17 protein-coding genes are annotated in these 19,223 nt (G+C 41.5%); 4 read left to right on the top strand and 13 right to left on the bottom strand.

Annotated elements, in window-relative coordinates:
* Positions 1 to 67 precede the first annotated feature (67 nt).
* From Q0K96_RS05705 to Q0K96_RS05680, 6 genes are all read right to left on the bottom strand, one after another.
* Complete coding sequence (locus Q0K96_RS05705) at positions 68 to 550, bottom strand: ABC transporter ATPase (RefSeq protein WP_297333044.1); 483 nt, start codon at positions 548 to 550, stop codon at positions 68 to 70.
* An 18-nt stretch (positions 551 to 568) separates the two neighbouring features.
* The gene (locus Q0K96_RS05700; RefSeq protein WP_297333043.1) at positions 569 to 1,363 is read right to left on the bottom strand and encodes a (Fe-S)-binding protein; all 795 of its coding nucleotides are present in this window, start codon (positions 1,361 to 1,363) and stop codon (positions 569 to 571) included.
* A 3-nt stretch (positions 1,364 to 1,366) separates the two neighbouring features.
* A complete protein-coding gene (locus Q0K96_RS05695; protein ID WP_297333042.1) occupies positions 1,367 to 1,816 on the bottom strand; it encodes a phosphoheptose isomerase in 450 nt (149 codons plus the stop codon).
* 1 nt (position 1,817) lies between these two features.
* Positions 1,818 to 3,149 (bottom strand): (Fe-S)-binding protein, encoded by a 1,332-nt coding sequence (locus Q0K96_RS05690; RefSeq protein WP_297333041.1) that lies wholly within the window; start codon positions 3,147 to 3,149, stop codon positions 1,818 to 1,820.
* A gap of 38 nt (positions 3,150 to 3,187) precedes the next feature.
* Positions 3,188 to 4,126 (bottom strand): MlaD family protein, encoded by a 939-nt coding sequence (locus Q0K96_RS05685; protein ID WP_297333040.1) that lies wholly within the window; start codon positions 4,124 to 4,126, stop codon positions 3,188 to 3,190.
* A 98-nt stretch (positions 4,127 to 4,224) separates the two neighbouring features.
* Positions 4,225 to 5,376: an N-acetylmuramoyl-L-alanine amidase gene (locus Q0K96_RS05680; RefSeq protein ID WP_297333039.1), complete on the bottom strand. Its 1,152-nt coding sequence runs from the start codon at positions 5,374 to 5,376 to the stop codon at positions 4,225 to 4,227.
* A 35-nt stretch (positions 5,377 to 5,411) separates the two neighbouring features.
* Between Q0K96_RS05680 and Q0K96_RS05675 the strand changes: the two genes are divergently transcribed.
* Together Q0K96_RS05675 and Q0K96_RS05670 are read left to right on the top strand one after the other, a co-directional pair.
* Positions 5,412 to 8,195 carry a putative LPS assembly protein LptD gene (locus tag Q0K96_RS05675; protein WP_297333038.1) on the top strand — a complete coding sequence of 928 codons (2,784 nt, stop codon included), beginning with the start codon at positions 5,412 to 5,414 and terminating at the stop codon, positions 8,193 to 8,195.
* A 15-nt stretch (positions 8,196 to 8,210) separates the two neighbouring features.
* Positions 8,211 to 8,591, top strand: coding sequence for a RidA family protein (locus Q0K96_RS05670; protein WP_297333037.1), 381 nt, complete (start codon positions 8,211 to 8,213; stop codon positions 8,589 to 8,591).
* On the opposite strand, the gene Q0K96_RS05665 is transcribed toward Q0K96_RS05670, so the two are convergent.
* The 5 genes from Q0K96_RS05665 to Q0K96_RS05645 form a co-directional block, all read right to left on the bottom strand.
* Positions 8,572 to 8,946, bottom strand: a complete 375-nt coding sequence (locus Q0K96_RS05665) for a methylglyoxal synthase (protein ID WP_297333036.1) — start codon at positions 8,944 to 8,946, stop codon at positions 8,572 to 8,574. The two genes, Q0K96_RS05670 and Q0K96_RS05665, sit on opposite strands and share 20 nt — an antisense overlap.
* Before the next feature lie 12 nt (positions 8,947 to 8,958).
* Entirely contained in the window at positions 8,959 to 9,807 is an 849-nt protein-coding gene (locus tag Q0K96_RS05660; RefSeq protein WP_297333035.1) for a BadF/BadG/BcrA/BcrD ATPase family protein, read from the bottom strand.
* A gap of 146 nt (positions 9,808 to 9,953) precedes the next feature.
* A complete protein-coding gene (gene gap / locus Q0K96_RS05655; protein WP_297333034.1) occupies positions 9,954 to 10,955 on the bottom strand; it encodes a type I glyceraldehyde-3-phosphate dehydrogenase in 1,002 nt (333 codons plus the stop codon).
* A 36-nt stretch (positions 10,956 to 10,991) separates the two neighbouring features.
* Entirely contained in the window at positions 10,992 to 11,978 is a 987-nt protein-coding gene (gene pfkA / locus Q0K96_RS05650) for a 6-phosphofructokinase (RefSeq protein WP_297333033.1), read from the bottom strand.
* A gap of 189 nt (positions 11,979 to 12,167) precedes the next feature.
* Positions 12,168 to 16,685, bottom strand: coding sequence for a translocation/assembly module TamB (locus Q0K96_RS05645; protein WP_297333032.1), 4,518 nt, complete (start codon positions 16,683 to 16,685; stop codon positions 12,168 to 12,170).
* Positions 16,686 to 16,782: 97 nt separating this feature from the next.
* Between Q0K96_RS05645 and tsaD the strand changes: the two genes are divergently transcribed.
* Together tsaD and Q0K96_RS05635 are read left to right on the top strand one after the other, a co-directional pair.
* Positions 16,783 to 17,805, top strand: a complete 1,023-nt coding sequence (tsaD, locus tag Q0K96_RS05640; protein ID WP_297333031.1) for a tRNA (adenosine(37)-N6)-threonylcarbamoyltransferase complex transferase subunit TsaD — start codon at positions 16,783 to 16,785, stop codon at positions 17,803 to 17,805.
* The gene (locus Q0K96_RS05635) at positions 17,805 to 18,515 is read left to right on the top strand and encodes a 16S rRNA (uracil(1498)-N(3))-methyltransferase (RefSeq protein WP_297333030.1); all 711 of its coding nucleotides are present in this window, start codon (positions 17,805 to 17,807) and stop codon (positions 18,513 to 18,515) included. Before tsaD ends, Q0K96_RS05635 begins: the two co-directional genes overlap by 1 nt.
* Here Q0K96_RS05635 and Q0K96_RS05630 read toward each other — a convergent pair.
* A complete protein-coding gene (locus Q0K96_RS05630) occupies positions 18,512 to 18,715 on the bottom strand; it encodes a hypothetical protein (protein WP_297333029.1) in 204 nt (67 codons plus the stop codon). The two genes, Q0K96_RS05635 and Q0K96_RS05630, sit on opposite strands and share 4 nt — an antisense overlap.
* Positions 18,716 to 18,778: 63 nt before the next feature.
* Positions 18,779 to 19,123 (bottom strand): hypothetical protein, encoded by a 345-nt coding sequence (locus Q0K96_RS05625; protein WP_297333028.1) that lies wholly within the window; start codon positions 19,121 to 19,123, stop codon positions 18,779 to 18,781.
* Positions 19,124 to 19,223 lie beyond the last annotated feature (100 nt).

Below are 19,223 nucleotides of genomic sequence, written 5' to 3'. Positions count from 1 at the left end.
AATAATAAATCACCATTATCGAATAGCCGTAATGATGATTCTTAATACTTTGGGCAGGGAAAACCGCTTAAAAAAAACGGCTGTGCCAGCTTTCCCCCGCAGGTACCTCCCAGTATTCCTGCCATTCGCCCACTGTATTTACGAGATTGTTAAATACAATGGTTTTGGGGCTTACGGCCTTGTTCTTTGCCATCTTCCGGAATTCTATAAGGGGTTTATGCGCAATGTGCTCACCAAGCCTGAACGTTACATTCATCTTGTCGAGCAATTCTATATTATATTTCTTTTCAAGTTCCTGGATAAAATGAACAGACGCATCTATAGAACAGCCAGAAGCAGGTTGTATCTCCTGGTTTACGGCCAATATTATAAAACGGTTGTGACGCACAAGAAAACTTGACTCAAGCCCTGTACCGTGTGCTGCCCATCCCTCTGTAAATGTTTTGAGAGCCGACTCTATATCAGCTACCTCTTCATCAGAAAGTTTCCTGTTAGCCTGGTATATCCAGATGCGGGCATCTTCGGGTAATGTTTCAAACGGAACGTACATATCTCTGTCTCCTGTTTTTTATAAATCCTGTGCATTAGCAATAAGCTCTGCCACATCAAGTACTTTTACATCTGCCTCCCTGTTCTTGGCCTTAACACCATCAGTAAGCATTGTATTGCAGAAAGGGCATCCGGCAGCTATAATTTCCGGCTGTGTTTCCAGCGCTTCTTCTGTACGCTCTACGTTCACATCTTTTCTGCCCGGTTCCGGCTCTTTAAACATCTGTGCACCGCCTGCACCGCAGCATAAGCCGTTACGGCGTGAGCGCTTCATCTCAATAAGCTCAGCATCGAGCTTTTCGATAAGATCGCGAGGGGCTTCATATACATTATTGGCACGCCCAAGATAGCATGGGTCATGAAATGTAATTTTCTTTCCTTTAAATTGTCCGCCCTCTATTGTAAGCCTGCCTTCATCAAGTAATGATTTAAGGAACTGTGTGTGGTGTACCACTTCATACTTTCCGCCAATTCCGGGGTATTCATTTTTTATGGTATTGAAACAATGCGGGCAAGCCGTAACTATTTTCTTTACTTCATAGCCATCCAACACCTGAATGTTCATCATGGCCTGCATCTGGAAAAGGAATTCATTTCCTGCTCTTTTTGCGGGATCACCCGTGCAGCCTTCCTCGGTACCTAAAACTGCAAACGATACGTTTGCACGGTTTAGTATCCGCACAAAAGCTTTAGTTATTTTTTTGGCCCTGTCGTCAAAGCTACCGGAACAGCCCACCCAGAATAATACTTCCGGCTGCTGCCCCTGTGCCATCATTTCGGCCATAGTGGGAACTTTTAACTCTTCCTGGCTCATATTTTATGTATCATGTTTACCATCATCAAAAACCTGTATGGTAACCTCTTTATCAATTAAATCTGTAAACTTGCCCCTGTATCTTGTAGCCCTTACCAAATGATTATCTATCCAGTGGTAGTTGCCGCCGCGGGGCTTGCCCATTATCATACCGTGGTATTTAAAGCCGTGCCTGTTTAGCCACTCTTCGGTTATTTCGCGGTGTGCCTCTGTGCGGGATGTAAAGAAATAAATTACATGCCCCTCTTCATACCACCTGTTAAGCGTTTCAAGCGCATCAGGGTAAACAGCTGCGGTTACCATGCGTTCCGGCTCCTCGTTAGGAATATCATCGCAAATGGTACCGTCTATATCTATAAGATAATTTTTAATTCCTTCAGGCAATACCGGGCTAACGTTCTCGCCGTTTTCAGTATGGGTCTTCAGGTTTTTATTTATCTCATCCTTAGCCATGCTACGCTTCGTCTTTCCAGTTCAGCCTGTCCATTTGGTTATACTGCCACGGCGCACTGTTGTTTTCTATATTGGCCATCATGCCGTTAAGCTCTGTTGGCGCCGCGCTCTGCTCCATAACAAGGAACTTCCTTAAATCCATTATAATAGAAAGCGGGTCTATATTTACCGGGCAGGCTTCTACACAGCCGTTGCAGGTAGTACAGGCCCAAATTTCTTCAGGTGTTATATAATCAAATAAAAGCGTTTTACCGTCTTCTACAAAAGTACCTTTATTTTTATCGATGTTCCTGCCCACTTCTTCAAGCCTGTCGCGGGTGTCCATCATAATTTTACGTGGAGACAGCTTTTTACCGGTTAGGTTAGCCGGGCAGGATGCTGTACACCTACCGCACTCGGTACAGGTATAAGCGTTCATTAGCTGCACCCAGTTAAGATCCTGCACGTCACTCGCACCAAACTTGGCGGGCACTTCACCTTCTGCAGGTGCAGGCGCTGCGGCAAACGGGTCAGCATTCGGGTCCATCATCAGCTTAACCTCATTTGTTACCGATTCAAGGTTTTCAAACTGCCCTTTAGGCTTGAGGTTAGCATAGTAAGTATTCGGGAATGCAAGCAGTATATGCAGGTGTTTAGAAAAATACAGGTAATTCATAAAAATGAGGATACCAATAATATGCAGCCACCATGCAGCGCGCTCGATAAGTATTACCGTATCTGTAGGCATACCCTCAAAAACAGGAGATATGAACCCTGAAACGGGAAATGCCCCTGCCTGAGTATAATGCTCTGCCCCTACACCCTGCAAATAGAAATCGGCAGCGTTCATGGTAAGGAACAGTATCATCAGTACTGTTTCAAAATACAAAATATAATTGGCATCATTATGCGGCCAGCCTTTAAGGTCGCCATGTGCAAAACGCCATAGCTTTACCACATTCCTTCTCAGCCAGAAAATTACTACCGAAACAATAACGGCAAAAGCAAGCACCTCAAAAAAACCTATCAGAAAGCCATAAAAGCCTCCCATAAAAGAGAAAAGGCGGTGTGTGCCAAATATACCGTCTATTATTATTTCAAGAAGCTCTATATTAATGATAACAAACCCTACATATACAATTATATGCAATATCCCCGCAACAGGCCTGCGCACCATTTTAGACTGCCCAAGGGCAATCATAGCCATATTAGACCATCGTTCTGCAGGATTGTCTTTACGGTCGGCTTCGCGTCCTAATTTAATATTACGCACCAGTTTTTTTACATTAACTGCAAAATAACCAAAGCCTGCTGCCAGAAGTAAAACAAATAAGATATTGTCGATATAACTCATAAATATATATTAGCCCTGTACTACTTTTTGCAAAGTTATTATTCTGTTTCCACATATGGTGTACCTTTTCTTCCAAAAACAGAAAAATGTACATATCGCTTAGGATTATTTTTTATATCAGCCAGTAATTCCTTCAATTCGTTTGAGGCATCATTCAGGTTGTTATACATTTCTTCATCCTTCATTAGCTTACCAAGTGTACCTTTGCCCGACTGAACATCATTAAGAATATTATCTACATTGGCAAGGGTGCCTTCTAACTGCCTCACGGTTTGTGCAAGGTTGGCAGCGTTGATAGAATCTGTTATCTGTGCAAGGTTGGCTGTAGTTTTATTCAGGTTTTCAAATGTGCCGTCAATTTTTTCCTTGTTACCGGATATCATATTATTAAGCGAACTTGTTGCACGGCTGAATTCTTTCATTGTCTTGCTAAGATCTGCAATGCTGTTACGAAGATTTTGCTGCGTTTGATTATCAAAAACATTGTTAAGGTTATGCAGTAATGAATCGGCAGTAACAACAGTTGATTCTACTTTATTTTGCAGCGGGGCCAGTTGCTGCCCAACACTCGAAATCATACCGGGTTCTTCTGTCCCTTCAAGATAAGAACCGTCTTCTGCAGGCTTAGTGTTTTTATAATCGGCTAAAATGGCTATTTCTTTCCCTCCCACTATGCTTGGCTGGTTCATAACCGCCCTGCTGGTTTCAGAAATAAAAACATCATTATTAACTACCTGCATTTTCACCAACAGCTTGCCCTGCCCTTCGGGAGTTATAGAGGTTACCTTGCCTATTACAAGCCCGTTGTAGGTAACAGGCGCCGATGGCGAAAGCCCTTCTACATTTTCATATATTGTATAATATGTACGGTAAGAGTTAAATAAGTCCCTTCCTTTTAAATAACTATATCCCCAAATAAACACTAGTATCGAACCGATTACCAGTATTGCTGTTTTAACTTCTCTTGTTACTTTCAAAATCTGACTATTTTTTTAACAAAAGTAGGATAATAAATAATATACAAGTGTGAATAAAAAACTAATAATAATTAAACACCTGTTACTTTATTGATATCCTATCGTTTAGAATTACCCTGAATTTTTAATGCTTCCTGCACAGATATTTTTTTGCCATTGGCAAAAGCTACTACAAAAGCAGAGTCAAAGCCTTTGGCACGTGCCTGTGCCTGAAGCTCCTTCGCTTGGTCGTAGCTGCCTGTGCTGCCGTAAAAATACTTGATTACAGACGTACTTGTATCTTTACTTATATCATCTAACCCATTAAAATTAGAGGGTACTGTTTCAAGGTCTTTGCTGCTTGCAGCAATTTGTACTTTATATATGACGCCGTCAGCAGTTGCTTTACTGTCGTTAGATTGCTTTACAACCACAGGCTCAGCTTCGGGTTCAGGCTTGACTACTTTTACCGGCTCAGGCTTAACAGTGCTTTGTGCAAGCGGTATAAAATATTCTTTCTTATAATCCAGTATGGCATCTGCAATGGCTTTTGCCAGCTTGTCCTGCCCTGCTTCAGAGTTAAGGTATTCCCCCTCAGGTTTGTGTGATAGAAATCCAAGCTCTATTAGTATCCGGGGCATATAAATATTCCTCAGTACAAGGAAGCCCGCCTGCTTAACACCCCTGCTCTTTCTTTTCAGGTCATATGTAAAGGCATCCTGAACTTTACTTGCAAGGTCTATACTCTGGTCTAAATACTCCTGCTGCATAATCTCGAAACCTATTGCCGTTTCAGGCTTGTTAGGGTCATACCCCTTATATTTAACCTTATAGTCGGACTCTAGGTAAATCACGTCGTTCTCTTTCTTTGCTACCTCAAGGTTACTGGCATTACGGGTTAAACCCATAACAAACGTTTCTGTACCAAAAGCTGACTGGTTTACTGCGCCGTTGCAGTGAATTGAAACAAATATATTCGCCTTTGCATCATTAGCGATGTTAGCCCTTTCGTTTAGCTCTATAAAAACATCTGACTTTCGGGTATAAATAAGCTCTACATCAGAATGTTTTTCTAAAAGCTTGCCTACCTTTAGCGCTACATTAAGTGCAATGTTTTTTTCGGCAAAGCCGTGGTATATGGCACCATAGTCTTTGCCGCCATGCCCGGCATCGAGCACTACTTTAAATTTAGAGCCGGATTGCCCCAGGCAAATGCTGCTGAATATAATAAAAACTACAAATGCCAGTTTAATATCCTTAATCCCTTTCATTATGCTAAAGCGTTAATTTACGTGTAAGTGTTAAAATGCAATCGGTGGAATATTTTCACAAAATTATCGTAAGTTTGACACTCCAAAAAATAAGCCACTTTTTTACAAAAATAGTATTAATACAGTTGCGCGCAAACTTTCTCCATATCGTTTTATCAGCAATTTTCCTAACAGTGGGCACATCAGCACTATGGGCACAGGAAACACCAAAGTCTGTAACCGTTCCGCAGGAAAAAAATGACACTAATAAACCCCTTATACCTAAAACGGAAGAAGAGGCAATAAAGTCTGCGGACAGCACCGTAAAAGTTCCCGACACCGTAAAAAGAAGCAAATCGGCACTGGATGGCGAAGTACACCGCGTGGCAAAAGACTATGAGGAGCTAAACCAGGAAACAAAAGAGCTTACACTGTATAATGAAGCCGAGCTGTATTATAAGGATATAGAGCTGAAAGCCGGTATCATAAAAATGAATTATGAAAAAAATGAGGTTTATGCCGGGCGTATTAAAGACTCATTAGGCAACTACACCCAAATGCCCTACTTTAAGCAGGGTACAAATGTTGTAGAGGCAGACTCGATACATTTTAACACGGTAACCAAAAAAGCGAGGGTTTGGAACTCGCGCACCGATCAGGGGGAATTTCGTGTTAAGGGTGAAATAACCAAGAAAGAAAACGATTCTGTATATTTTATAAAAGGGGCACGCTTTACCACCTCTAAAAATATAGACGACCCCGAATATTATTTTTATACCGACAAAATTAAGCTGGTACCAAACAAAAAAGTAGTGGTTGGCTTTACCAATATGGTTATTGCCGATGTACCCACACCCGTGGCATTACCGTTTGCCTTTTTCCCGATGACAGACGAGGCCGAATCGGGTTTTATAGTGCCAACATTCGGGGAAAATAACAGGCAGGGTTATTTCCTGCAAAACGGCGGATACTACTTTGCCCTCAGCGACTACTATGACTTAACCGTATTAGGCGATTACTTTACCAATGGCAGTTACGGGTTGCGCTTTCAGTCCAGCTATGCTAAACGGTACAGGTTTAGCGGTAACGTTAACCTGCGGTTTGAGAACACGGTGCAGAGCGAACGCGGTTTCCCTGACTATGCGCGCTCAAGGCAATATAACATTCAATGGTCGCACAACCAGGATGCTAAGGCTAATCCTAACTCGCGATTTGCTGCAAGTGTAAACCTCGGTTCCAGCCAGTATTACAGGCAGTCGCAAAACCTTGCCAATATTGGTGCAAGCCTTAACAACACATTACAGTCATCAATATCATATTCTAAAACGTTCCAGACAGTACCGCAAATTAACTTTTCGCTTAGTGCCACACACAGCCAGAACACAAATACTGAAGTTATAAACATGACCCTGCCTACGTTACAGGCAAGCGTTGACAGGATTTTCCCTTTTGCCCCCGCAGATGCGCCAAAAAAAGGGTTTATCAAGAACTTAAACCTGCAATATAACCTGAGGGGAGAAAACAGAATCACCACAACCGATTCGCTGTTCTTTAAGCCGGAAATGTTCAGGGATGCACGTTCAGGCTTACAGCACAGCATACCGTTAAGCACTAACTTTAAAGTATTTAAGTATTTTAGTGTATCGGCAGGCACAAATTACCAGGAAACCTGGGTAATGAATACTGTTGAACGCTTTTATAACACCAATACTAACGAAGACGACATTCGTGACATTAAAGGTTTTGACAGCTACCGCACTTATAATTTTTCATCGAGCATAGGTACTACTATTTATGGTACTTTTAATTTCGGGGAAGATAAAAAAGTACAGGCCATAAGGCACGTTGTGCGCCCGGCAGTATCGTACAGCTACACCCCTGCTTTTGACCAGTATTGGGATACTTACCAGCTTGATGCGGCAGGAAATTACAGGGATTATACCAGGTTTGAAAACGGCCTGTTTGGCGCACCCGGTAATAACTTTGCTAATAACATAGGGCTTTCGGTAAACAACACCTTTGAAGCCAAAGTAAGGAATGATGACGAAACAGCAGAAGAGCCTAAAAAAATAATGCTGCTTAACAACCTTAACCTTGCCACCACATATAACATAGCTGCCGACTCGCTTGCATGGTCGCCACTGCGCATTACAGCAGGAACCAACTTGCTTAACCAAAAAATGAACATTAACTTTGGTACCACGTTAGACCCCTATGCCATAGACAATAATGGCAACCGAATAGACCTTTATAATATAGACAACGGCGGCAGCCTGTTCAGGATGACAAGCGCCAACTTTACCGTTAATTACTCTGTTTCCAGCAAAGACGGCAAAACAGGTAAAGGTAAGGATGGCGACAGCCAGACGGCGCGCAACGGCGGCCGCGAAGACGACCTTTTTGGTACTGCGGTAGACCTGAGCGACAGGCGACAGAGTATGTTTGACGAAGATGAGGATGCCGATGCTGAAGATAAAACAGGAGGTACTTTCTTTAATGCAAAGCTGCCGTGGGATTTGCGTTTTGCCTATTCCCTTACCTACAGCAACGCAAACAGGCAAAGCAAGATAACAGGTAACTCTATAATGGTTTCGGGTAATATTGATTTAACCCCACGCTGGAAAATGGGTTTTTCGTCGGGTTATGATTTTGTGCAGCAGGGGGTAACTTTTACCCAGCTACGCTTTGAGCGCGACCTGCTTAGCTGGCGTATGGATTTTAACTGGGTTCCGTTTGGCGATAATACCTACTGGGGCTTCTTTATCGGTATAAAATCATCTGTACTTAGCGATATTAAATATGACAAGCGCCAGGTACCGGACCGTGTATTAGGAAATTAACTTAACTCTTAACTCATGAAAAAAATTATTTTTACAGAAAAAGCGCCTGCACCAATAGGCCCTTACAGCCAGGCTGTACTTAGCGGCAACACGCTTTATACATCGGGACAGATAGCTATTAATCCTGAAAACGGAGAGCTTGTAACAGGCTCTATTGAAGATGAAACGCGCCAGGTTATGGAAAACATGAAAGCGGTACTTGAAGCTGCCGGAATGGATTTTGAGAATGTGATAAAAGCTACCATATTTATAAGTGACATGAACGATTTTGCCCGTATAAATACTATTTATGGCGCTTATTTTAATGAAAAAACCGCTCCTGCAAGAGAAACGGTTCAGGTGGCATGCCTGCCTAAAAATGTGAATGTTGAAATTTCTATGATTGCTGTGAAATAGCCAGAAGCAGCAATTCTGCAGTCGCCGGGTTTGTTGCCAGCGGCACATTATGCACATCGCAAACCCTTATCAGCATATTTATATCTGCCTCGTGCGGGTGGCTTGCCAGCGGATCTTTAAAAAAGAATACCATATTGGTTTTACCTTCTGCCACACGTGCCGCAATTTGCGCATCACCACCCAAAGGACCCGACAGCATTTTGTTTACAGTAAAACCAGCCTTTTCGGCCTTGCTGCCGGTGGTGCCGGTAGCTACAAGCCGGATATTCTCGCCTATGAGAATATCCTTATGCTTGTTTAAAAACTGAACCATCCCGGCTTTCATACCGTCATGCGCTATGATGGCTATTTCCATATAGTTTTACTATTAATTTAGCTCGTGATATTCTATAAGCCCGTCAATAGGCCTCCTTAGCACATTGCCCAGCTTAAGGCTGTTTTTCTGTAAAACCTCTGCAAGCTCTGCTTTCAGGTAAAATGCAATAGAGCCCACAAAATGTACAGGTACCTCATGCGAATTATCATACTGGGTAATGTAGTTATCTACAAAAACCTGCATAGCATCTGTAATAATACCTTTAATAAAGGCGTGCTCCCTGTGCTGTATTAAAAACTTTGCAAATGTGGCAAGATAAGCATTAGGGTTTGGCTCTTTATAAAGGTTATGCTTAATAACGTCCGGGTCAAGATTGTATTCCTTCTCAAACTTTTCAGATAGTTCCTTCGGCATCTTGTTAAAGTAGTATGCGCGCAAAAGATCGCGACCAAAGCGGTTGCCGCTGCAATCGTCCATTGCAATATAGCCTAATGACTGAACTTTCTGGTGCAGTTCCTCACCATCAAAATAGCTGCAGTTAGAGCCGGTGCCCAGTATGCATATAATTGCTTTTTCGTTAGTAGGGTTAGTGGCATAGGCTGCTGCATAGGTATCTTCTTTAACAGTAACTTCGGCATTAGGGAAAAACTCCTGAAAAATTTCAGCCATAAATTTTTTCATCCTGTCGGTGCCGCATCCTGCCCCATAAAAGAAAAGGCTGGTTACATCGTTACGGTTATTGTATATATCAAAACGTGCTTCAAGGCGCTCTATGGCTTCTTCCCTGTTTATAACTTCAGGACTAAGCCCAAGCGTTTGCGTGGTAAAAAGCCTGTCGCCGTTCTCATCCAGCGCAATCCAGTCAGCCTTTGTAGCACCACTGTCAACTAATAATTTCATAATGATTGAGAGTTAGTTTATAGTTAAGTTAAGTTTGCAATATTAAGGTATTGGTAGTATTGGGTATAGCTTATGTTAAGTTGCTTTATGCAAAAAAATAAAAATCCCGTCTTTACCTGTAAAAGACGGGATAAGTTAAAAATGTATTACAAAGATGCTATGTGCACCGATAAATCTATTAGCTTGCTTGAGTAGCCATACTCGTTGTCATACCACGAAACCAGCTTAAAGAAAGTTGAGTTAAGGCCGATTCCGGCTTTTGCATCTACAATGCTGGTTCTTGAATCTGAAATAAAATCCTGAGAAACCACATCATCTTCCGTAAAGCCAAGTATACCTTTCATATCGGTTTCAGAAGCATTTTTAAGCACACTCATTATTTCTTCGTAGGTAGTTTCTTTTTTCAGCTTTACCGTAAGGTCCACCACAGAAACATCTGCTACAGGAACACGCATAGACATACCTGTAAGTTTTCCGTTAAGTTCCGGTATTACCTTGCCTACCGCTTTTGCAGCGCCTGTGCTTGCCGGTATGATGTTAAGCAATGCTGCACGCCCGCCTCGGAAATCTTTTTTAGATGGTCCATCTACAGTTAGCTGGGTAGCTGTTGTAGCGTGAATGGTAGTCATTAGCCCCTCTTCTATACCAAAGTTATCGTTTATAACTTTTGCAAGCGGTGCTAGGCAGTTTGTGGTACAAGATGCGTTAGATACTATTGTATCATTAGCTGTAGCCTTGTCGTGGTTAACACCCATTACAAACATTGGCGCATCTGCCGATGGTGCCGATATTACCACTTTTTTAGCTCCGCCATCTATATGAAGCTGGGCTTTGTCAAGCGTGGTAAAAATACCTGTGCACTCGGCAACCACATCTACACCAACCTCATCCCACTTCAGTACAGAAGGGTCTTTCTCTGCAGTAACGCGGATGTGTTTTCCGTTCACGTAAAGGTTACCGTCTTTAACCTCAACTTCTCCTTTAAAATTACCGTGTACAGAATCATATTTTAAAAGGTAAGCAAGATGGTCAACCTCTAAAAGGTCATTAATTGCCACTACCTCTACATTATCCCTGTTTATTGTTTCGCGGAATACGATACGGCCAATCCTGCCGAAACCATTAATTCCTAATTTAACTTTTGCCATTTTCGTGATTTTAGTTTACAGTTTTATTTTGTTGTTTTATATAGATACAATATCGCTCACACGGATAAGCTCCTTATCTATGTGAGATTTGCCTTTTACGGCATGTTCAAGCGGGGTAAGCACAACTTCATCTTTAATAAGCCCCACCATATAATTAGATTTGCCGTCAAGCAGTGTTTCTACAGCTTTTACACCCAGTCGGCTTGCCAGTACCCTGTCAAAACAGCTTGGGGTACCACCGCGCTGCATGTGGCCTAATATAGACACACGCACATCATATTCAGGCATGTTCTCTTCTACATAATCTTTAAGCTCAAATGCGTTCTTGCCTATTTTATCGCCTTCGGCAATAACCACTATGCTTGATGATTTACCGGAAGCCTTACTTTTCCTTAATGATTCCAATAGCCTGTCGAGCCCCATATCTTCCTCAGGAATAAGTATCTCCTCTGCACCGGCACCTATACCCGCATTAAGTGCAATATGCCCCGCATCGCGCCCCATAACCTCTACAAAGAAAAGCCTGTTGTGTGAACTCGCCGTATCGCGTATCTTATCTATAACCTCTACCACAGTATTAAGCGCGGTATCATAGCCAAGTGTAAAGCTGGTGCCATAAATATCATTATCTATAGTACCAGGTATGCCTATTACAGGAAAGTTGTATTCAGAGTTAAAGATAAGGGCACCGGTAAAGCTGCCGTTACCGCCAATTACCACAAGGGCATCAATATTGCTTTCTACTAAATTCTGATGTGCTTTTTTGCGGCCTTCGGCTGTCATAAACTCTTTAGACCTCGCCGATTTTAGTATTGTACCGCCTTTGTTTATTATGTTGTTTACGCTACGGGCGTTCATCTCTTTAAAATCACCTTCTATCATCCCCTGGTAGCCACGGTATATACCGGCACACTCTATATTATGAAAAGCGCAGGTACGTACTACAGCCCTTATTGCGGCATTCATTCCCGGTGAGTCACCACCCGAAGTAAGTACTCCTATCTTTTTGATATTTACAGACATTTTTTAATATTTAATTGTAAAATTAATAATTTAATACAATAAATTTATCTGTAAATGCAATTCATTAATAATTCTATAACATTTCAAACGTTTTCGTTAATAAGTTTTTTCTCTTATTTAGCATTTTAAAATAAAAAAGCAGCTCAATTTAACATCAGCTGCTTTAAATATGCTTTATTTACCAGAGAACTAATCTGTTTCAGGTATTCGTTCCGGCTCTTTTGCTTCTGTATTTGGTTTCTTCCTGTTCCTTCGTTCAGCAAATTCCAAGAACTCCGGAGACAACTCAGAATCTGGTATATCAGTACCATCATTATTATCCTGCTTTACCTCCTGTTCCTGCGTAAACAGCTTTTGCCAAAGTTCCCTTAATGTATTAAAGTTAACCTCATACGTTAAACCCACACCTTGTGTATAACCTATGCCTTCACCCAGAAAATTAATATCATTTTCCCGGTTAAACACCCTTGCCTTAAAGGTATTCTCTTCATTAAGGCGGAACTGCGCCTCTATATTACCCACAATAGCCGACTCGTTTACACCGCCAACAGGTACGCCCACCTGCCCGTTTACGGTTATCCTGTCGCTAATTTGTGATGATAACGTTACACCAAGCTGGCTGTTGGTTTCTACATAAGGGTTACGCTCTCCCTGCACATAATTTACACCTACCTGGAGTTTGCTGTCATCGTCACTCAGGATATCATTAAAAAGGCTGCTTGCTGTCTCTAACAGTGGTGCATAAGCCAGCGAGTTGGCGTTGTTAGGGCTGAGGAAAGCACGCTGATACAGCAACGAGAGTGCCTGCTTTTGCCTCATGTCAGGGTCGGTAAGCCTGTATTCGAGGTCAGAACGCACTACAGAACTTACATTAGGGAAATTGATCTGGAACTCGTGCTGCGGTTGCATAAGGTTACCCGTAAGCTGAATAACAACCTCTACAGGGATGTTCCTGTTAAAAGATGCATTTTCTAAAAGTACCGATGGGTTTGCAGGTGTTTTATAAACAGCTTCAAGGTTTAGTATGGCCCTTGTAGGGTCGCCTGCCCAACTGATATAACCTCCCGGCTTTGCGGTAAGCTCTTTATCAAAAAGCCCTGCATACTTAAAGTTATACACACCTTCTTTTACAAGGAAATCGCCATTCATATTAAATTTACCAAGCGTGTTAATTTCAAGAAGCATAGTACCATTACCCCTCGCTGAAAGCCCGTGCCCCGAATTCTTATCAATTATAATATCGATATTGGCATCAGGGGTTATGTTCAGGTCGAACTTCATCTCCAGGCCTTTATACGTTTTAGTATTTGCTATGTAGTTTAGGTTAGCATTGTTTTTCTCTTCCGGGCTTAGGAAATCTATATAAGGCGTTGTGCCCGCAGCCCCGGTATTATTAAGCGGTATTTTTATATCAGTCCCTTCTTCCGATTCTGCATTAGCCTGAATGAATAAGGCATTTGTTGGGCCTGTTATACTGGCAGTACCTTTAATAAATGCTGTACCGTAGAATAATGCATCGTCGCTATCCTGGGTATCAAGAACCAGAATGCGGTCTGACTCCAGGCTTAAATCAAGTGCCCAGTCTTTAAAAAAGTCATGGATAACCTTACCGTTAATATAAGCCGATGTATTGTGCCTGGTATCGGTTAGTTTTGGCCGCCTGAAATAAATACCCTCTTCGGTAAGGTCTAATACTGAATTTTGTTCAAAATTATAATCGGTATTAAGGTAGCCTATACGAAGCCCTGCATCCTGAAGGTAGAACCTTGCATCTATCTCCGGCTTTTTGACATTTCCCACAATAGCCGCCCGCCCTGTTGCAACCCCCCTGATGTCAGGGAAAACGCCTTTTAGCCATACCTCAAGAAAGCTTATATCAAAATCGGTAAAAATAGCATCAAGCGAAAGCTCTGTCTGCTTGTTTACAATATCAATTGTGCCGTAGGTGTACAGCCTTTCTTCTTCCTCTTTGAATATAGTTGAGCTAAGATTAAACCTCCTAAGGCTGCGGTCTCCATATATCTGCAGGTCGAGGTCACCTAAAACGTGGTCGTTCATCCTTAACCCGTTTATGGTAAGCATAGATTGTGGCTGGTACTCATCACGTTTCTGCTTTAACGTTACATCTCCGTTAATGCTCCCGCCAAACTCAAGGCTGTCGAGAGAAGGTGTAATCTTCTCAAGTGCTACATCGTTAAAAGTCAGCTTCAGGTCTTTATAAGTAGAGTCTTTAATAGTACCCATAAACTCCATTCGCTGCTCATTATGCGAAATAGATATTTTATCAATAGTAAAATCGGTCAGTTTTTTGTTGAAGATAATTTTATTATCCTGTTCATCTTCTTCATTTATGTACCAAAGGTAATCTTTAAAGTTAATCTCAGATTTTTTAAAGCCTACAACTGATTTGTTCTGTTCATTAATAGTGTGGTACAGGTTAAGGTTAAAGTAATCTTTAGCTTCGCGCCCGCCTTTAAATTCTGCCCTGAGCTGAAGCGTATCGTTATACTTTACATTTATAAGGTTAAAATCGGATATGGTATAGCTTTTAGAGCTAAGGCTGTCCATCCTGATGTAAGCATTATAAAGCGGATTTTTATTATCAATATCGATACTGATGTTACTGAAAGTATTGTTGTTCAGCGCAATATTAGGAGAATCAAAATTTAAATCGAAATCGCCTTTATCAGCATTTATACTGCCTTTAATCCTTGTATTTTGCCCCACCGATACATCCGGCAGTACTATGCCCACAATTTTGTTGTAGATAGTAAAATCAAAATTAAGGAACTGCCCCGGCTTTACTTTATGCGGCGAATAGTTGGTATATAAGCTGCCAAGCGCATTCTCTACAAGCTTTGGTAACTGCTTAGTATCAAACTTTCCTGTTACACGGCCCTCAATAATGTCTGTTGAATTAAATGTGATTGTCCGCACATTCTCTTCATCAAAAGATGACGTAACCAAAAAGTCTTCAAAATAGTAGCTGTCCCTGCTGTTTTGGTAAGAAAGCCTTGTTATCTGTAATTTACCTGCAAGGTTGTTTAAGTTGGTACCGATAGCATCAAGCATAAGGTCACCCTTAAAAATAGAGAGCGTATCTTTCTTCATCAGCTTAAGCGCTACAAGGTCGGCATAATCTACCTGCGCATGAAAATCGAAAAAGCTGCTTTTCCTGCTCATATCGGCCATACCATCAAAAGACATCAGGAGGTTTTTGTCGTTACTGTCTATATTGCCCTTAAAAAACGGCCATTTCATGGTACCGTCAATAGTTATGTCTTTATAGTTATACCCATTAAAAGCAAGCTGGTCTATGTGGCCGCTAATCATGGTATTTAAAGACTCTTTATTGAATCCTTTGCCGTTTACAGAAAGGTGTGCCGTGGCTGTACCCACCGTTTTGTTATCAAGCAGGGCGCCCACATTAAAGCCATTAAGGTAAACTTCTCCTTTATATACTGCTTCAGATGGCTTATTGTACTGGGTTATGTTTACATCTGCCTCGCCTTCGCCCAGCTCAGAAAGCACATATAAATTTGTATCAAGATATTGTTTTGTCAGCGTTACATGCCCCTGCATATCTACCCTGCCCAGCTTTTCAAGTACTGCAGGCAGGCTCTTGCCCAAAATACGCGGCATTATTTCACGCAGGTTTCCGTACTCTGAGGCCACACGGTCAAAATTACCATCCATGTAAAAACCGGGGCCTTCTTTATCAAAAAGATTACGGAAGTTTACAGTACCTATAATTTCGCTATTGCGGGCATCAAGCAATTTAAGGTTGTGCAAAACAAAGTTATTTAGCGGCCCTTTAAGTGTTGTAGAAAGGTAAAACTTGCGGTTATTGCCAAACTCATTATAAAAATAATTAAGGTCTTTAGTAGCTACCGCGGCCTTATCTACCTGAAAGTCGAACTTAACTTTATTTACAAAATCTTTCATGTCCTCGCGGGTGTAAGTAAGCTTTACATTACCCTGTAGTGCTGAATTGGTAGTTAGCAGGTCGAGGTTATCCAGTATTATATTGGTGGAAGTGTAGGTAAAATCTGCCGAAAGATTTTCTACAAAAAGCCCTCTGTGGTCTTTAAGCGAAAGCTTAACGATGCCTGCGCTTACATTTGGCCCTTTTATAAAAAAGTCTTTAAGTTCGCCGTTAAGCTTTGTAAAATCAAGTACTTTAGCGGTAACAGCGTTTTCATTGGTAAGCCTGTAACGCCCGTTAGTTACAAAAAGCTCATCCGCCTTTAGGCGAAAAGAGCCATCTCCCGGCTTGCCATTATCAAAAGATTTTACAAAAACATCAAGATTGCTGGTTTCTTCGCCTTTATAAGTCTTCATGTGGAAGATGAGGGCATCTGCCCTTATGGTACCAAAACCAAAGTTATTTTTTGTAAGCTGCCTGAAACTTAAAACATTCGTTTGTATGCGATTGGCAGAGATAAGTGTATCGTTATGATGGTCCAGTATCAGCACGCCTTTAAGCTTTACCGTACCAAAAACAGAAATGGCAACTTTATCTACCTGTATGTTGGTACCAAAGTCTTCATTAAGTGTTTTGGTAACATACTGCGCTAATTTGGTTTGCACAACAGGAAGCGAAAGTGCTATACCCAAAAGCAGTATAAACAGCAGGATGCCTATTATAATGCGTATGAGTATTTTTTTAAATTTTTTGATACTGGTAATTGTTTTAAATTTGTGCAATGGCAGCTACCGGCAATTATTGAACAAAAGTATGCAAATTTGTTAATTGTAAAACTGCAACAGCCTGTTTTTGCTATTCCAAATACCGTGCCTGATTATGACAGAAAAACCTTTATATATATTAGCAATAGAAAGTTCGTGTGATGATACCGCCGCCGCCATACTGCAAAACGAAAAAGTTCTGAGTAATGTTGTGGCACGGCAGGCAGTTCATGAAGAATATGGTGGCGTAGTGCCGGAACTCGCCTCGAGGGCGCACCAGCAGAATATTGTGCCGGTTATAGATGTTGCACTAAAAAAAGCAGGTGTAGAACGTACACAGCTTAGCGCAGTTGCTTTTACACAGGGTCCCGGGCTAATGGGCTCGTTGCTGGTAGGCAGCTCTTTTGCCAAAAGTATGGCAATGGCATTGCAGGTACCGCTTATTGCCGTTAACCACATGCAGGCGCATATACTCGCCCATTTTATTGATGAGGAAGGTTATGATAAGCCAACATTCCCGTTTCTTGCCATGACCATTAGCGGCGGGCACACCCAGATTGTAAAGGTTAACGACTATTTTGATATGGAAGTAATTGGCGAAACCACCGATGATGCCGTGGGCGAAGCTTTTGACAAAAGTGCCAAAATTCTCGGGCTGCCTTACCCCGGCGGGCCGCTGATAGATAAATATGCTAAAGAGGGTAACCCGAAGGCTTTTGCTTTTACCAAGCCAAAAGTACCGGGGCTCGATTTCAGCTTTAGCGGGCTTAAAACCCAGATACTGTATTTTATTCAGAAAAACGTTGCCGAAAATCCTGACTTTGTAGCACAAAACCTAAATGATATTTGTGCCTCAATACAATATACCATTATCAAAATTTTAATGGAGAAACTGAAAATGGCTGTAGCCGAAACCGGTATAAAGCAGGTAGCCATTGGCGGAGGTGTTTCCGCAAACAGCGGCATACGTACTGCCTTGCAGGAAGCCGAAAAGAAGTATGGCTGGAAAAGCTACATACCCAAATTTGAATATACTACCGATAATGCCGCCATGATTGGTATTGTGGGTTACCACAAGTATAAAAAACAAATGTTTAATGATGCCGCAGTAACATCTAAAGCAAGGATAGCCCTGTAATGCAGTTATTTTATAACCCAGATATTAGCAATGCCGATACTTCTTTTACTTTTGATAAAGAAGAGAGCAGGCATATTGTAAAGGTCTTGCGCAAAAAGGAAGGCGATACTATACAACTTACCAACGGCAAAGGCAGCCTGTTTACGGCAGAGATAAGCCTTGCAAGCGATAAAAAATGTATCGTAACTATTAATGGAGAAACTACTTATGAGCCCCTGCCCTACTACCTGCACCTTGCAGTAGCGCCAACCAAAATGAACGACCGCTATGAATGGTTCTTAGAAAAGGCTACCGAAATTGGCATTAGCGAAATTACACCGCTTATTTGCGAGCACAGCGAACGTACCGTTTTCAAAGCCGATCGTTTTGGCAAGATACTGCAAAGTGCCATGAAACAGTCGTTACAGTATTACCTGCCTCAATTAAATGAGCCTGTTGCCTTTAAAGATTTTGTAAATACTGCACACGATGGACAGCTTTTGATAGCGCACTGCGAGGAAACCGACAAAAAACTGCTGAAAACAGCCATAAGTCAAAAACAGAAAATCACCATACTCATTGGGCCTGAAGGCGATTTTTCAGTTACTGAAATTGAGCTGGCACTGCAAAAAGGCTTTGCTGCTGTATCGTTAGGCAATACCCGCCTGCGTACCGAGACTGCCGCTATTGTGGCAGCACACAGTGTTGCGTTTGTGAATGAAGGTGTTTAATTCTTTTTCAAAGAAAGCAGCTCTTTGCCTAAATCTTTAAAGCTGCTTACCATCTTCATGTTAGAGTTAGGTATCATTTGTATAACTGTTTCCAACGTTTTTACAATTGTCCTGATGGTTTCGTCCTTAAGGTCTTTTACATAAATCTTGTGCGTAATTTCTAAATGCGATTGAAGGCAGGGTATCCCATTGCACAGCAATTGGTATTTGTAACCAACAATAACAATATCTTCTTTAAAAAAGATACCATCATCTTTAGCTACCTATTTGTACGGAATTATCTGCACCGTGATGTTAGAAGCTTTTAATCCCATAGCATATCCTTTATCATACTCATTCTGCCGCTGCACCCTGCAATCATCTTTAGCATGATTTAGCTGCTTTTCAAATTCAAGCTTATTCCTGCTGATTATATTTTCATAGTTCAAGCGGAGCTGTGCCTTTTCTTTATCGGAATTATTACGCATTTCCAGTTCAAAAGCCCGCAATTCAACCGCATTTGATATACCTGTGACCTGTTGTTTTGTTTTCTGGATTTTTATCAGATACAGCAGCATACCTACCACCACAGCAAACGCAGAAGCAATTACAATGTATTGTAGTTCCATATTTTTTAGTTGGTTAATTAGATTTTCCAAATATATATTGTTTTTTAAAGTTTAAGTATATTTACCAAACATTTTGACTAAATGAAAAAACTACTCTATA

It is taken from the genome of Flavobacterium sp. (assembly GCF_024305175.1).
Lineage (GTDB): Bacteria > Bacteroidota > Bacteroidia > Flavobacteriales > Flavobacteriaceae > Flavobacterium.
The sequence above is the reverse complement of the archived record's forward strand: the minus strand, read 5'-3'. Positions and strand labels throughout refer to the sequence as shown.

What these genes read in the sequence shown, in the direction of transcription:
- Q0K96_RS05665 (WP_297333036.1), bottom strand. Translation starts at nt 8,946, where the DNA reads ATGGAAATAGCCATCATAGCGCATGACGGTATGAAAGCCGGGATGGTT.
- Q0K96_RS05675 (WP_297333038.1), top strand. Translation starts at nt 5,412, where the DNA reads ATGCAATCGGTGGAATATTTTCACAAAATTATCGTAAGTTTGACACTC.
- tsaD (WP_297333031.1), top strand. Translation starts at nt 16,783, where the DNA reads ATGACAGAAAAACCTTTATATATATTAGCAATAGAAAGTTCGTGTGAT.
- Q0K96_RS05705 (WP_297333044.1), bottom strand. Translation starts at nt 550, where the DNA reads ATGTACGTTCCGTTTGAAACATTACCCGAAGATGCCCGCATCTGGATA.
- gap (WP_297333034.1), bottom strand. Translation starts at nt 10,955, where the DNA reads ATGGCAAAAGTTAAATTAGGAATTAATGGTTTCGGCAGGATTGGCCGT.
- Q0K96_RS05625 (WP_297333028.1), bottom strand. Translation starts at nt 19,123, where the DNA reads ATGGAACTACAATACATTGTAATTGCTTCTGCGTTTGCTGTGGTGGTA.
- Q0K96_RS05660 (WP_297333035.1), bottom strand. Translation starts at nt 9,807, where the DNA reads ATGAAATTATTAGTTGACAGTGGTGCTACAAAGGCTGACTGGATTGCG.
- Q0K96_RS05680 (WP_297333039.1), bottom strand. Translation starts at nt 5,376, where the DNA reads ATGAAAGGGATTAAGGATATTAAACTGGCATTTGTAGTTTTTATTATA.
- Q0K96_RS05635 (WP_297333030.1), top strand. Translation starts at nt 17,805, where the DNA reads ATGCAGTTATTTTATAACCCAGATATTAGCAATGCCGATACTTCTTTT.
- Q0K96_RS05690 (WP_297333041.1), bottom strand. Translation starts at nt 3,149, where the DNA reads ATGAGTTATATCGACAATATCTTATTTGTTTTACTTCTGGCAGCAGGC.
- Q0K96_RS05670 (WP_297333037.1), top strand. Translation starts at nt 8,211, where the DNA reads ATGAAAAAAATTATTTTTACAGAAAAAGCGCCTGCACCAATAGGCCCT.
- Q0K96_RS05700 (WP_297333043.1), bottom strand. Translation starts at nt 1,363, where the DNA reads ATGAGCCAGGAAGAGTTAAAAGTTCCCACTATGGCCGAAATGATGGCA.
- Q0K96_RS05695 (WP_297333042.1), bottom strand. Translation starts at nt 1,816, where the DNA reads ATGGCTAAGGATGAGATAAATAAAAACCTGAAGACCCATACTGAAAAC.
- pfkA (WP_297333033.1), bottom strand. Translation starts at nt 11,978, where the DNA reads ATGTCTGTAAATATCAAAAAGATAGGAGTACTTACTTCGGGTGGTGAC.